Below are 14457 nucleotides of genomic sequence, written 5' to 3' on the forward strand. Positions count from 1 at the left end.
TAAGTTTGAAATTTATATGTAAAATACAATTTCATTCACATTATACAACTAGCTCCTTTTTTTTTTTTTTTTTTGTAAAAATACATAGAAAAATATGAAATTTCGTTTTTTTATGAAAAAAATTACCGCATTTTCATTTCAAAGTACATTTTTTCAAATATTTTCAGGAATTAATATCAAAATTAAATTACAGTGAAAAAAGATTGATGCCTTAAGGAAATTACAAAAAAACACACAAAGCAACGGTTGTACTTGTGTGTTTTAAATTAATAATTTTATTCGGATTTCGCTACTTTTTTCTTGTGAAAATTAAATTTTTCGTGAGTTAGATTACGGTCTCAACGAATATTGTAGTAGACAATTTCAAAAATTGCAAGTTTAACAATATCTGATAAGAAAAAGACTAAGTAGAATCAAACAACGTTTAAATCTCATTTATTAGGAGCAACAAAAACATAAGTTAAAAGAGCTAATCAAGCAAGTTGTAAGGCGCCAGTGATAAATTCTAAGAGTGAGATAACGTTATTTCTACCACCAGCAGAAATTAACCTTGCACTGGTGATAAATCAAGCTCAAAATGGACTAAAAGCTAACATGATAATCAATGTACCAATTAGATATTCATTATAAACTTTTTTAACCGCTTCTAATGTTTCTTGAGTTTGGTTTGGATTTGAAAGAGCTCAGTTTTTAATTGCTGAGTTTGAAAAGAGTCCAATGTGTGGAAGAATAAAAAGAAAGATTGAGAAAAAGAGTGACATGCACACTTGCATCATAAAGTGGAATCCTTTGAGTTGATTTCCATTTTTAACAGCAATATCAAATTCACTACGACCTAGATGCATACCAACATATTTAGTGATATTGGCACTAAAGGAAGCGAATGTTGCAGTAAAGATACCAGTAAAAGTAGCTGTAATTGATAAAACCGCCACGTTCATAATGTTATATGCATTATCAGTATGAGCACTATTGTAGAAAATTTGTCTTACGGTGTTAAATGCAACAGCACTTGAAGATAATAGAATTGACGGAAAACGTTTAACGAATTGAATAAAAATAATTGGTGAAACATGAAAGAGTTGTCATGGAAAGACATTTAATTCTCTACGTTTGATATATAAGAATAAGAAATTCATAACCAGAGCCGAAACACGAGCGATGACACTAGCTAAAGCAGCACCAATAACCCCCATGTTTAGGGCATACATAAAAATCGAGTTGAATGTAATATTAACACATAAAGTTGTGATGGTCGAGTACATTGAATATTTTCCAAGACCTATTTCACGTAATAAATTTCCAGATGTAAAGGTTCAGATTAATAAAATTCAAGCAATTGCAATATATTTTAGATAATCCTGTGCCAATCGTACAATTTCATCGTAACTTTGACCGGATTCATTATTACGCGGACCAGCAACTAATTCAATCATAGCTTGTGGAGTTGCGTAAGCAAAAACTAAAATGACAATAACCACGATTGCACTGAGAATAATTCTTAAGCTGATAACTTCGCGGGTTTTCTTAATATTACCAGCTCCTAAATATTGTCCAACCAAAGTAGCACCGATAAATCCAATTCCGGTAAAAATCGCTAAAATGATTGAAGTATAGAAGTTGGCAAAGCTTAGTGCTGAAGTACCACCATTAACCGTTAAGACCATGAAGTTGTCGACAAAGTTATTAAAGGCAAAACACAATCCTGATAAAACAACCGGAAAAGCGTGAATGAAGTATTCTCATCACTGTCGTTTTGAATCTGGAAAATGAACACTAAAAAAAGTTTTGAACCATTTTTGAATCATAAACATTAATATTCCTTTCAAACTAACATTAATTAAATTTCTTATCTCTTATTCAAAATATATACTTTAAATTTTATAATATTTCTCTTTTTTGCAAAACCGCTAGCTTAAATTTTACTTGTGAGTAGTCGCGGTTGCAATTTAGCAATGATACACAAAAAGAGAATAAAAAATATATGTATTAAAAAATACATATATCCTCAGTATTATTTTTCTTCTTTTTTACTTGAGCATCCGCAAGAAGTACCAAGTGCTAATTGAGTTAAAGTTTTAACCATAACTCCGGTAGGTCTGTGTCCTAAATCAGCAGTTCCGGCAACGTCTAAGTGAATGTATTCAACACCTTCGGTGAATTCTTTTAAGAACATAGCGGCTGAAGAACTACCTCCACCACGACCACTTAAGTCAGTGTTTTTTAAGTCAGCAACAACTGAGTTTCTAATTTCTTTAGCAAATGCTTCGTCTAATGGCATTCTTCAAACTAATTCGTGTTGTTTATCAGCGGCAGCTTTTAATTCTTCTCATGCTTTTTCGCTTGTTGCTCATGTTCCGGTGTATGTTGAACCTAAAGCAACTAAGATAGCTCCGGTTAAAGTTGCCACATCAACTAAACGAGTTGCTTTTAAGTTTCTAACTGCGTATGTTAATCCATCAGCCATTACTAAACGACCTTCAGCATCTGTGTTGTTGATTTCAACTGTTTTTCCGTTCATACTTGTTCATACTGAATCAGGTAATGAAGCGTCTCCGTTTACACGGTTGTCAGTAATACACATTACAGCCGCTACGTTAACTTTTGGTTGTAATTGAGCAATCGCTTTAAGAGCTCCGGCTACAATTGCACTACCTGACATGTCGAATTTCATTCCTAACATGTGTCCACCAGTTTTGATGTTGTATCCACCAGAGTCGAATGTAATTCCTTTTCCAACGTAAACAGTTTTTTGGTCACTTTCAGGATTTCCGTTGTATTCAATCACAACTACACGAGGTTCATACATACTTCCGCGGTTAACTGAAAGTAATAATCCCATTTTTTGCTCTTCGATTTGTGCCTTATTTAAAACAGTAACTTTTAAGTTTTCGTGTTGTTTTAAATCATTTGCTACAAAATCAGCTAATCATTCTGAATTACAGATATTTGGTGGTGTAACTTGTAAATCACGTACAAAGTTTACTGCTTGAGATAATACTAAAGCTTCAGTTAAAGCTTTTTCGTATTCACTTTGGTTTGCACTTGAATATAAACTAATTTCGTGTTTTACTTCTTTTTCTTTAGTTTTAGCATTTCATAATTGTGCATTTGTGTAGTTAATAGCTTCAACAAAAGCTTTAACAACACCTTTAATGCATAATCCTTCACCAACAAATGAGTCTAAGTTAACTTGGTAAGCACGTGTGTTAGCACTTGCTAAGTTTTTAGCGAAAGCATAGACATCGTCATATTTTAATTTACCTTTTTCTCCAAGGTAAACCAAAGCTTCGTTTTTATCGAAATATTCAGTAATTTGTGAATTTTTTTCTAAAAGTGTTTTTGGATATTCATCACCTTTAAAAACCGCTTTTAATTGCATTAAATCACTTCTTAATTGTGATGTAATTTCTTTGATAATCATATTTTTCCTTTCTTCTAATTCATATTAATTAAATTTTAATACTTTAAATTTTTTTTTAAAAGGAAAATCATTTTGACTAAGGCAAAAAAAAAAAAAAAAACGACACTCAATGTCGCAATTTTTCTGGTGCCCAAGACAGGACTTGAACCTGCACGGATTGCTCCAGCGGATTTTGAGTCCGCAGCGTCTACCATTCCACCACTTGGGCTTGTAATATTATTTTATCATATTCTTCAAAAGCATAAAATCAACAAATCTTTAATTTTAAATTAAATATAATTTCAAGAAACAAAAACGAAAATAAATTAATTTTCATAATTTTTAGGCAAAATCGACTTTTTTATGAAAAAACATGTCATAAAATGCAAAAATTCATCAATTAATTTGCACTTTTTGCATTTTATGCATATATAAAACTATAATTAAAATGAGTAGATAAAAAAGAAGGTCAAATGTTGTGCTTAAATATTAGAAAATTACACTTAGCAAAATGAATTTACACGAATAAACCAAAGTTGTTTGATAACACGATTAAGTTTAATTTTTTTCTATTTTTATATGAATTATACTCAAAAATAGAATACGATGTTTGTGATTTTAAATACTTAGTACTTTATAAAAGATATCCAATTTTTATGAATGTATTACATGATTTAAAAAAAGAAAAAACACAATTAATTAAACTTCTTCAATCTGAAGAATTTAAAAACACAAGTTATGCGATAAATAAAAATAGAGCTATTTTGTGTGCTTTTCTTGCAACTGTTTTGACCAGAAAAGAAATTCAAAACTTTATTTATAATTTCAACATAATTCGTAAAAGATACATCGATGAAAATCTTAAAATTCATATTAATGAAAAAGATTTAGATCATAGTGATATTTTATTATTGCAATGACTTAAAGATTATTATCCAGTCGAATTTATTAAAAAAACTAAAATTTGTCATTTAGGAAATAATTACGTCTTAATTCCTGAACAAAAATTTGAAGAAATCTCCTTAGAACAAATTTTTGATTTTAGAAATATTTTATATAGTTTGAATTTAGCCAATCCAGTTGAATGTGACTTACAAGATGGTTCGCTTGTAATTGTAACTAAGCGTAAATAAACTACAAACTTTCACTTTTGTGATGCTAAAGTAATCTCCGTTAAATAAATGGAGATTTTTTTCACTTTTTGAATTGAATTTAGTTAATAAAAAATCTCTATCGCAGTGCAATAGAGTTTGAATTTTAATTTCTCTAGAATATTTCGTATCTTATGTTTATCAGTTTTGAATATATAATCCAAAATTATCTTTTTGTCTTCCAGCAACTGCTAAAATAAAATCAACAAAATTTCAAATATATAAAGTAAATACACCTAATAATAATTTAGCAATACCTAATCCAATTCTACCAGCATAAAATCGATCAATCGCTAATGCTCCTAAGAAGAAACTCAATATAACAAGAACAACACGACTTTTGTTTGATACAGTCATTTTGACTCCTTTTCACATCTAATATATGAATTAATTTTATCATTTCTTTTGTCTTTTTGATATAATAAACACGATTTTTCTATATTTTTAAAAATATATAAAAATGTATGAAAAAGGGAGGTTTAACATGGCAAATATTAAATCTAAAATCAAAAGCATTTCAAAAATGGAAGCTGCTAGAGTTAAAAACGCTGCTATGAAATCACGTGTACGTAAAGCTATTAGAGCTGCACGTGAAGCAGTTTTAGCAAAAGATGAAAAAGTTGCTGAAAAAGTTGCTTTAGCACACTCATTAATTGGAAAAGCTGTGAAAAAAGGTGTTTTCCACGCTAATAAAGGTGCTAGAAAACACTCACGTTTAGATGATTTTGTAAACAAAAACAAATAATTTAAACTCACTAAATAAACTATGACCGAATTTTTTTGGAATTCGCAAATAGTTTATTTTTTTATTTTTGTTCTGCTTGATTTATTTAATATAAAAATGTTTCTCCACTGTTGTGTGAAACTCTAAAACGAAAATAATTTTCACTAAAAAATGTAATTTTTAGCTTTAAAATCCGTTTTTTATTTTTTTCCATGTTTTTTCCACAATTGAATAAAAATTCAGATTCTACAGAAATAAATAATATAATTATTTGTGTATTTATTTGCAATCAATTTCAAGGAGAAAAATGAAAACAAAATTTAAAACTTTATTAACTGTTGCGAGTGCTTCAATGCTTGCTGCACCATTGCTTTCAGCAGCTTGTGGTGCTAAAGGACGTTTTGATCAAAATGATGATAAAAAGATCATTATTACTTCTGGTTTTTCAGAAACTAATAAACAAGGTAAAGCACTACAAGCAATTGTTGATTATTACAACGCTAATGTGGTCGCACCAAACAATCTTTATCCAATTGAAATAGTTAGAGTTGGTGGATATACAACAACTTCTATTGTTCAAGGTCTTAAAGCACGTGATAAAAGTGGTTCAATCGGTAACTTGATCTTTAACTATCCTGCAGCAGCAGCTGAAATCGCTGAATATGACATGAGTTTAGATTTTAAAGGAATTAGTGGTTTAGATAATATTGCCGACCAATTCTTAGACATTAACAAAAAAATCGCTGGAATTAATGATGGTGAAATTGTATTTATTCCTACTTCAAAATCAACTTCAATATTAACAATTAACTTGCCATTATTAGGTAAAATCATTTCAGATTTAGAAGCTAAAGGACTTGCGGTTGATAAATCTGAATCAAATAAAATTATTAATAAAGCTATTGAAAAATGATCATCTGCAAGCGAAGATGCTGATAAAGCTATGATTAATAAAAAATGAGATGGTGCTTTTGATGAAAAATCATGAAACGAAGCAGCAGACTTAAGAACAGGATTTACTCTTTCAGATACTACTTTCGGTAATTGAAATGATTATTTAAAATTCATTACAATTGTAAGATCATACTACAATCCAGAAAAAGTTTCTTACATCGCTTCAACAGACTCATTCCCTAATGATTTCTATACAAGTGCTGCACAAAACGGTATTACATTATTCCCTAAAACTAATGCAGCTGGTACTGAAATTTACGGTGGATTTGACTTTACATCATACAAAAAATCAGGTACTGCAGAATATGATGGAATTAAGAAAATTTTTGATATTTTTAATCCAGCTATTTCTACTAGTTCATTAATTATTAATGGTGATGGATCATATGGTTCAACTCGTTTCTCAAAACATGAATATCTTGCAACAATTGGATCAAGTGCTGGAGTTTCATATAACTATGTATCTGGTAAAGCTGCACAAGTTGATGGCGCTAAATTCATTAACGCTAAATTCAAAGATAAGAAAAATGATCTTACTGAAATTTTAACTGATGATGAAAGAAAAACAACTAATTTATACGTTGTAGAATCTTCTAGCGATGATGGTATCAAATTTATCGATGGTTCTTATCAAAATAGTATTTATTTAAGTACTAATGATAAACAAAAACCTGATAAATTAAAACACGATGGTAAATTAACAAGTGCAGAACAAGATGCTACTTTAAAAGCATTTGGTAATGGTAAAAACTATGTAATTGTTGTTGCAGATGCTAATTCTACTGCAGTTTCTTCTGATTCAAAAGGAATCGTTACATTTAAAGGAATCCAATTGAGTGATAAAAGTAAGTTATTAGGTGAAATCGACTTTAGATTAGGTAAAAAACAACTTTACTTAATTGATCCTGCAGAATTTGAAATTACACTAGCTTCTGCAAGTTCATTTGTTAATAGTGATGAAGTTTATAACTTAATGGCACCTACAAAAGCTACAGCAGAATCTGATAAAAGTTACATTGTAGGACAAGGACCATCTATTATCGGAATTCACTCTAATGCTAATGAAGACGAACAAACAAGAAAATTTGTTGAATGATTTATTTCTACTACAGTTGAAGAATTGCGAATTCCTAATGGAAAAAATCCAGATAAAAGTGATAAGTTTCAAACATTTACAAACAAAAAACCAATCGATATTTTCAATGAATTTGGTAACTACTTAAACACTACAAAAGAATTCTTTGACCAACCAAAAGGTTTATTCGCTAAAGAAGGTACACCACACAACTTAATTTTTAAAGCATTCCAAGCACTTGTTACACATCCTGAAAGTAACTTCTTGGTAGAAGATCCAGGTGCAACTGAAGCTGATAGAGTTAGAAAAGCTATTTCTACTACTGCAAAAAGTCTTGTTACTGGAAATAAAGTTAAACCTGCTGAAGCATTAGCAAAATTCAGAAGAGGAATTGAATAATTTAATGTTCAAAATCGTTAATAAACGAAGAAAAATACTTACCCTATCTACGGGTATTTTTCTTACAACTCTAGCAGTACCAATGCTTTCAAGTCAATGTGCTCCTTCTAACAAAGCTTTTTCAATTAATGAATTTGATTTTGATAATTTAACCAAAGACATTGATAATAAAATTATTAAATATACAAAATATAATTACTTCAGTGGTGTTTCGACCGAAGTCACACAAAACTTTTGAGAATACTATCATGCTGTTGATGCTGAAATTGTTAGAGTAATTGATGGAGATACAGTTGTAGTTAAATTCGATGATTTAAAATTAGCTCAAGAACAATCAGGAGCGGAAAGTCATATTACTGAAAATCAGATTAATATTCGTATTCCATTTATTGATACTCCTGAAGCTTATGTTGTGGATCCATTTGTTTCAGCCTCTAACAAACAAAAAGAAAAAACACCAGAAGAAATTCAAGCTATTTTTGATGCTCAACAAGCAAAAAATTGATGAAGCTAAAAAAGCTGGTGATCAAAAACAAGTAACAGTTGAAGAAGCTAATCTTGAAATATTGAAAAATAAATTGAAAATTAATCGAATCGAAAGAACTTTATCAGAATTAGATACAGAATTTGCTAAATCAGTATTAAAAGTAGGAAAAAAAGTTAAATTAATTGCAGATAATTGAGCGACAAGATCATATGATAGATATGTGACACACATTTTATATCAAGATGAAACTAGCGGTCAGTGAAAATTATATGCACTTGAACTTTTAAAAAATGGTTATACCTTACCAATTATTAATGACACTACAGTAGTTGCATATAACACATATAAGAAAAATGAAGAAAATGAACCAAATCCTTCATTTGAACTTTTAGCAACACCATATATTGCTAATGCATATAACTATGGTTTTATAAATCAAAAAGGTTTTTATTCTCCTGAAACTGTAAATAAAGTAAACAATATTCTAAAAGAAAAATATGGTATTGAAAATGTTTTAAATAAACGAATTGAAAAACCTGATGATTTAGTTGTTTTCTATAGTGAACACGGTAAAAGTTTTAGTAGTGCAAGAGAATTTTTCATGTTGCCAAGCAATCCAGAATTTGGTGGTTTAGAAACAAGAAAAAATTATTATAAACTAAATGGAATTTCGAAAATTAAGAATGTCAATTAACATTAAATTCTAGAAATCTATTAAAATTAAAGTAATAAAGAAAGGAAATAATGGACAACAAAGAACAAAGATCTGTAAAATTGCAAACTCCAGCAATTGAAATTAAAAACTTAGTTATTGACTTTGGTACTTCAATTGCAGTTGATAATGTTTCTTTTAAAATCAACCAAGGAGAGCTTGTAACTTTACTTGGACCTAGTGGTAGTGGTAAAACAACAACTCTTAATGCCATTTCAGGTCTTTTAAAACCAAGTAGCGGTAAAATTTATTTTAGCGGAATTGATGTTACAAAATATTCACCTCAACAAAGAGAATTAGGATTAGTATTTCAAAACTATGCCCTTTATCCACACATGAATGTTTTTGATAATATTGCTTTTCCACTTTACAATGATGAACACTGACAAAAAGAATATAAGTTAAATTTTGAAAAAGCACAAAAAAACATTTTTACAATTTTAGCTAAACATTTTAATGTCGAATCTAAATACATTACTGATTTAGAAAACGCTTTTAACGAGAGAAATGACATTTTTGAAAAAAATAATGTTTCATTTTTAAACTTAAAAACTCGTAAAGAAGATATTTCACAAAATCAGGTTAACCTTTTAGAAATTGCTCAATCTAAGTCTGCTGCCGAAAAGAACTTTATTGTTAAGGATTCGCTTGAATCATATAAAAAAGCAAAAGCAGCAAACGAAAAAACACTTTACCAAAAGAAAATCGTTGCTGAAATTGATCAAGAGCTAATTAATGAAAAAATTAAAGAGATCTATGCAAATAAAACTCAACAAATTAACGATTTATTAGATGAATTTTCATCAAAATTAAAATACACTGAAAGCTTAGAAATTGAATTATTAAGAAGAATTCATTCAAATCCTATTCAAAATGTTAGTCAATTGACAAATAAAGAAAATCCAATTGCAAAACATTTAACTCATGAATTAGAATATTGTGAAAATCAAAATTCATTAAAAATCAGTAAATTCTTAAATTCTTTAGAAATTAATGATTTCTTACAAGAAAATTACACCAATTCTTTAGATTTATACATTGACAAAATTTACAAACTAAGAAGTAGTCTTTTTGATGAACTTGAAACTTACAAAAATGAAGTTTACAAAAACAACATTAGTATTCAACCTAAAGAAATTGTTCGTACTTTTGAAGTTAAATTATTAAATAAAATTAATGAATCAATTTATAAAGTTTTATTTAAATACGTCAAAGTAAAACACAATAAAATTCTTAAAAACTTGAAATTACAACTTAATTTCATGAAATCTTTAACTAAAGTTCACTCAGTTAATAGAATGTTAAATGAAACCAAAAAAATTATTAAGCAAGAAAATAAAGAATATCAAAATAAATTCAAACTTGCTCAAAAGGAACTGGTTTCACAAATTTTTGCTAGTCAAACATCAGTTAGTTCATCGAATTCAAACAAAGGACTTAATGAATTAATTAGATTGTTACCTATTGAAGCTCAACATGAAGTTGAAGAATATAAAAAAGACTTAATTTCGATGAAAGAAGCGATTGCTCGCGATGTGCTTGAAGTTTCTGAACGTGTTGATATTACAAAGAATTTAGCCAAAAAACCAACTCAATTAAGTGGTGGACAACAACAACGTGTTGCTATCGCACGTGCTCTTGTTAAAAAACCAAAAATTCTTTTATTAGATGAACCACTTTCAAACTTAGATGCTAAATTAAGAATTTCAACTAGAAAATGAATTCGTGAATTACAACAAGAAAGTAAAATTACTACAGTTTTTGTTACTCACGATCAAGAAGAAGCGATGTCAATTAGCGACAAAGTTATCTGTATGTCAATGGCTCAAGTGCAACAAATGGGATCACCAATGGAACTTTACCGTAGACCAGCAAACGAATTCGTTGCTAAGTTTTTAGGTATGCCTGAAATGTCAGTCTTTCCAACCAAAGTTCACAATGGTGAAATCTTAATTAATGACAAGGCAATTACTACAATTTCAAACTATTCAAAACCTGAAATTAAAGTTGGAATTCGTGGAGAAGATTTAGTTGAAACTACAGCGGCTAAAGGAATTTTCAAAGGTACAATTAAATCTGTTGAATACTTAGGAAAAGAAATTCAAGCCCAAGTTATCATTGAAGAACCTAAAGTTATTGCTAACGTATTCTTAAGTAAAAAAGATGAATACAATATCGGTGATGTTGTTTACATGGATATTTCAAAAGTTTCAAGATTGCATTTATTCGATATTGATACGACTGAAAGAGTTAATTAATTCATGTTTTTTAATAATTTATCATTATTTTCAATTCGAATTAAAAACTTTTTCCGTTCAAAGTTTTCTATTACTAAAAAGCAATCAAGTTTAAGAATTATTGATGCAAAATCTCCATTTTGAAAACCATCATTATTAATATTACCTTCAATTTTAATTATTTTACTTTTTACAATTATTCCGTTTATTTTAACTATTTTTGTCGCTTTTGAAAGAAGAGTTGGGCCAAAAGCGTATGACATTGTATACTCAACTCAAAATTTCATAGATTTCTTAGACGCTAAAACTAAAATCGGTGGTGAGTTTTACATCGCATTAAGAAACTCATTCGTGTATTCAGTTGCTGCGTTACCAATCTCATTAACTATTTCGATTCTAATTGCATCCGCAATTTTCCACGTTATTAATAAATATACACGTGGATTTGTACAAACGGTGTTCTTCTTACCGTATGTTACTAACGCTATTGCGGTTGGTTTAACGTTTTTCTACCTTTTTGGTGGAACTGAACCACAAGAAAAAGGGTTAGTTAATTTAATTTTTGGTACTAATCTTAAGTGATTAAAAAGCGGTGAGAGCGATTCATGATTACCTTTAGTCGTTATTTTAGTACGTGGTGTTTGAGGTAATCTAGCTTTCCAAATTTTAATCTTAACATCTGCAATGTTAGGTGTTAACAAACAGCTTTATAAATCAGCTTCAATTGATGGAGCTTATAAAGCAAAACAATTCTTCTTTGTTACTTTACCATCAATCCAAAAAACAATTTCATTCTTAATTACGGTCGGATTAATTGGTGGTATTAAAGTCTTTCCACTTGCTATTTTCAACAACTCTGCCGGTGCAGCGGTTCAAAATGGTGGTGGATCGATTATGTTATTAATCTATAAATATATTACTGTTGATAAAAGTTTTGAACGTGCCGCAGCTTTATCTGTGTATTTAGTTATCATCGGTATAACCGTATCATATACTTTACGTAAATTTGTAGCATTAATGTTTACACTTAAAGAAAAGAAAGGAGAAAAGAATGTTTACAGTAAAATTGCTAATAAAACAAATGTTCTTAAAACGAAATTTAAAATCTAAACAAGAAAAAGTAGCAAATCCTATTGAAACAACCAAATATATCAGTAAATTACTGATTATGTTTTTCAAATTATCAGTTTTATTATTCTTTGGTGCGGTAGTTCTTTTCCCTTTTTACTTTATGATCGCTAATTCTCTTTTCACACGTCAATTAGCTGAAGATACAGGTACAGTGCACTTAGTACCACGTGATTTAGAGTCTGGTAAAATACTATTTGAATGATCAAACTATGCTAAAGCATTCCAAGACGGATACTGAAAAGCTTTAATTTTTACTTCATTAATTACTGCAGTAAGTATCGCCGGAAAAACATTTTTCTCAATGACTTTTGGATACGCATTTAGTTTAAAACAATGAAGATTTAAAAATGCGATGTGATTCTTCTTCTTATCATTACTTGTTTTACCTGAGCTTGCATTGCTTTCGCAACAATATATCGTTATTGTTAAGCTTGGATGAAAAGATGCGGCTAACAACTTTAAAATCATAATCGCTTTAACAATGCCATTCGTTGCTTCAGTATTCTCAGGATTTATGTTCCGTAATGCTTTTGAGGCGATTAATGATAGTGTTCGTGAATCTGCAAAAATAGACGGTGCAAGTGAATTAAAATTCTTTGTCAAAATTGCAATTCCAATGATTAAACCAACTATTTGAACTGTAGCTATTTTAACCGCTTTTGCTTCATGAAACAGCTACTTATGACCTTCTACTGTTTATGAAGGTAGAACCGATGCTCCTTTATTATCAATTTGATTATTTACAACCGGAAAAGAAGAAGTTGATGGTCTTACCAGAATGGTAGTTAACATCAGAATGGCCGGGGCTGTCTTAGTTGTATTACCATTAATTATTATTTACTCATTGATTAGAAAAAGAATTATGAATGCTATATCAAGACAAGGTGTTGCAACGAAAGGATAATATGTTTTCATTTTACTTTAAAAAATATGTTTGAACAAACCTAATTAAATATTCGAAATTAATTATGGTTCTTGCAGCATTTTCGGTTTTCTTAATCTTTATTGGTTTGGTTATCTTTGGATTAATTTACTTACCAATTGGATACTTGGAATAATAAAAATCAGTGTAGCGATATCGCTACACTTTTTATTTACTTTTCTCTCTACCAATAAGACGTTATCGTTTTAATTGACTAAGGATGAAAATGTGGAAAAAATATGAAAAATACCGTTATTATTATTATTATTATTATTATTATCGCAGAACTTAATAAAATTATTTTGTATGGCAAAACAAAATCTTATCGAAAAGAAATACAAGTCGAATCTTTCAAATAATCAAAATAATCGTTATTTAATCGATTTTATAGAATCTAATCCTGATTTAGTAATTCAATTGTCTGCAAAAGAATTATCAGTAAAGGTTTTTTGCTCACAATCAACTCTGACTCGTTTTATTCAATCTTTAGGTTTTGAGAACTATCGTTTATTTCAACTTTATATTCAAAAACGTAAATATATCGTTGAAAATAACGACCTTGAGCTTAAAGAAGAGGGACAATTAAGTATTCATGATATCATCAATAACATCCACAAACACTACAAATTTAGTATTGAAGATGCTTTTGAGCGTTACAGTGAAAATTTCGACAATATTCGTGAATACATTCGTAGACTAAAATACTGCAAAAACCACATTATTTTTGGAATCGGAGAAAGTTCGTTTGTCGGTTCGTATCTGTCAAAAAATCTGAATAAAATCGGTATAACGACACACAATATTTCAAGTGTGCATGACTTTTTTGGTCTTAGTCACGTTCTAAAAGATAACTGTTTTGTTACAGTCATTACTCGTAGCAGTAATACGGCAGAAATTTTTCCGGTATTAAGCCATTTAATTAATAATCGAATTCGTCATTGTGTATGAACACGTAATAAATCGCTTGAACGCAATGACATTCGTAATGTATTAATTGTAAACTCATTACCACAACAACACCGCATTACTAGTGCTGGTAGCAAAATTGGATTTTTATTCTTAGCTGATTTAATTTATTTTATTTTGGTTAATCGCGTTGATCCAAAATTCTCGATTTTTGACGAGATAAATTCTAATATTAAAAAATGAAATGATTCAAACAAATAACATTAAATTGAATTTTTCGGCAAAAAGTTTTAAAGTGCACCAAAAATGCACTTTTTATTTGACCTAACAAGATTCTCAAAAGATAAATTTGATAA

At 29.3% G+C, this 14457-nt stretch carries 13 protein-coding genes and 1 tRNA gene; 10 read left to right on the plus strand and 4 right to left on the minus strand.

The window, feature by feature from the left end; all coding sequences use genetic code 4:
* Nucleotides 1–275: 275 nt before the first annotated feature.
* The 3 genes from BLA55_RS03965 to BLA55_RS03975 form a co-directional block, all read right to left on the minus strand.
* Entirely contained in the window at nt 276–1814 is a 1539-nt protein-coding gene (locus BLA55_RS03965; RefSeq protein ID WP_073372114.1) for an MATE family efflux transporter, read from the minus strand.
* A gap of 200 nt (nt 1815–2014) precedes the next feature.
* Complete coding sequence (locus BLA55_RS03970; RefSeq protein ID WP_073372113.1) at nt 2015–3424, minus strand: M17 family metallopeptidase; 1410 nt, start codon at nt 3422–3424, stop codon at nt 2015–2017.
* A 124-nt stretch (nt 3425–3548) separates the two neighbouring features.
* Nucleotides 3549–3632, minus strand: a tRNA-Leu gene (locus tag BLA55_RS03975).
* A 427-nt stretch (nt 3633–4059) separates the two neighbouring features.
* Between BLA55_RS03975 and BLA55_RS03980 the strand changes: the two genes are divergently transcribed.
* Nucleotides 4060–4536, plus strand: coding sequence for a hypothetical protein (locus BLA55_RS03980; protein WP_157089890.1), 477 nt, complete (start codon nt 4060–4062; stop codon nt 4534–4536).
* Nucleotides 4537–4692: 156 nt separating this feature from the next.
* Here BLA55_RS03980 and BLA55_RS03985 read toward each other — a convergent pair whose 3' ends face one another.
* A complete protein-coding gene (locus BLA55_RS03985) occupies nt 4693–4911 on the minus strand; it encodes a TM2 domain-containing protein (RefSeq protein WP_073372111.1) in 219 nt (72 codons plus the stop codon).
* Between the two features lie 127 nt (nt 4912–5038).
* Between BLA55_RS03985 and rpsT the strand changes: the two genes are divergently transcribed.
* The 9 genes from rpsT (at nt 5039) to BLA55_RS04025 (ending at nt 14362) form a co-directional block, all read left to right on the plus strand.
* Nucleotides 5039–5299 carry a 30S ribosomal protein S20 gene (gene rpsT / locus BLA55_RS03990; RefSeq protein WP_073372110.1) on the plus strand — a complete coding sequence of 87 codons (261 nt, stop codon included), beginning with the start codon at nt 5039–5041 and terminating at the stop codon, nt 5297–5299.
* A gap of 286 nt (nt 5300–5585) precedes the next feature.
* On the plus strand, nt 5586–7706 hold the full coding sequence (locus BLA55_RS03995; RefSeq protein WP_073372109.1) for a P68 family surface lipoprotein: 2121 nt from the start codon (nt 5586–5588) through the stop codon (nt 7704–7706).
* Nucleotides 7707–7710: 4 nt separating this feature from the next.
* Nucleotides 7711–8220, plus strand: coding sequence for a hypothetical protein (locus BLA55_RS04000; RefSeq protein WP_157089931.1), 510 nt, complete (start codon nt 7711–7713; stop codon nt 8218–8220).
* Nucleotides 8189–8887 (plus strand): hypothetical protein, encoded by a 699-nt coding sequence (locus BLA55_RS04005; RefSeq protein ID WP_073372744.1) that lies wholly within the window; start codon nt 8189–8191, stop codon nt 8885–8887. The genes BLA55_RS04000 and BLA55_RS04005 overlap by 32 nt, the downstream gene beginning before the upstream one ends.
* A 50-nt stretch (nt 8888–8937) precedes the next feature.
* Complete coding sequence (locus BLA55_RS04575) at nt 8938–11163, plus strand: ATP-binding cassette domain-containing protein (protein WP_073372107.1); 2226 nt, start codon at nt 8938–8940, stop codon at nt 11161–11163.
* Nucleotides 11164–11166: 3 nt separating this feature from the next.
* Entirely contained in the window at nt 11167–12252 is a 1086-nt protein-coding gene (locus BLA55_RS04015) for a carbohydrate ABC transporter permease (RefSeq protein ID WP_235631832.1), read from the plus strand.
* Nucleotides 12194–13177 carry a carbohydrate ABC transporter permease gene (locus BLA55_RS04020; protein ID WP_073372106.1) on the plus strand — a complete coding sequence of 328 codons (984 nt, stop codon included), beginning with the start codon at nt 12194–12196 and terminating at the stop codon, nt 13175–13177. The genes BLA55_RS04015 and BLA55_RS04020 overlap by 59 nt, the downstream gene beginning before the upstream one ends.
* A gap of 1 nt (nt 13178) precedes the next feature.
* Nucleotides 13179–13331, plus strand: coding sequence for a hypothetical protein (locus BLA55_RS04335; RefSeq protein WP_157089888.1), 153 nt, complete (start codon nt 13179–13181; stop codon nt 13329–13331).
* 170 nt (nt 13332–13501) lie between these two features.
* Nucleotides 13502–14362 carry a MurR/RpiR family transcriptional regulator gene (locus BLA55_RS04025; RefSeq protein ID WP_073372105.1) on the plus strand — a complete coding sequence of 287 codons (861 nt, stop codon included), beginning with the start codon at nt 13502–13504 and terminating at the stop codon, nt 14360–14362.
* Nucleotides 14363–14457: the final 95 nt, after the last annotated feature.

The organism is Mycoplasmopsis pullorum (assembly GCF_001900245.1).
Lineage (GTDB): Bacteria > Bacillota_I > Bacilli_A > Mycoplasmatales > Metamycoplasmataceae > Mycoplasmopsis > Mycoplasmopsis pullorum.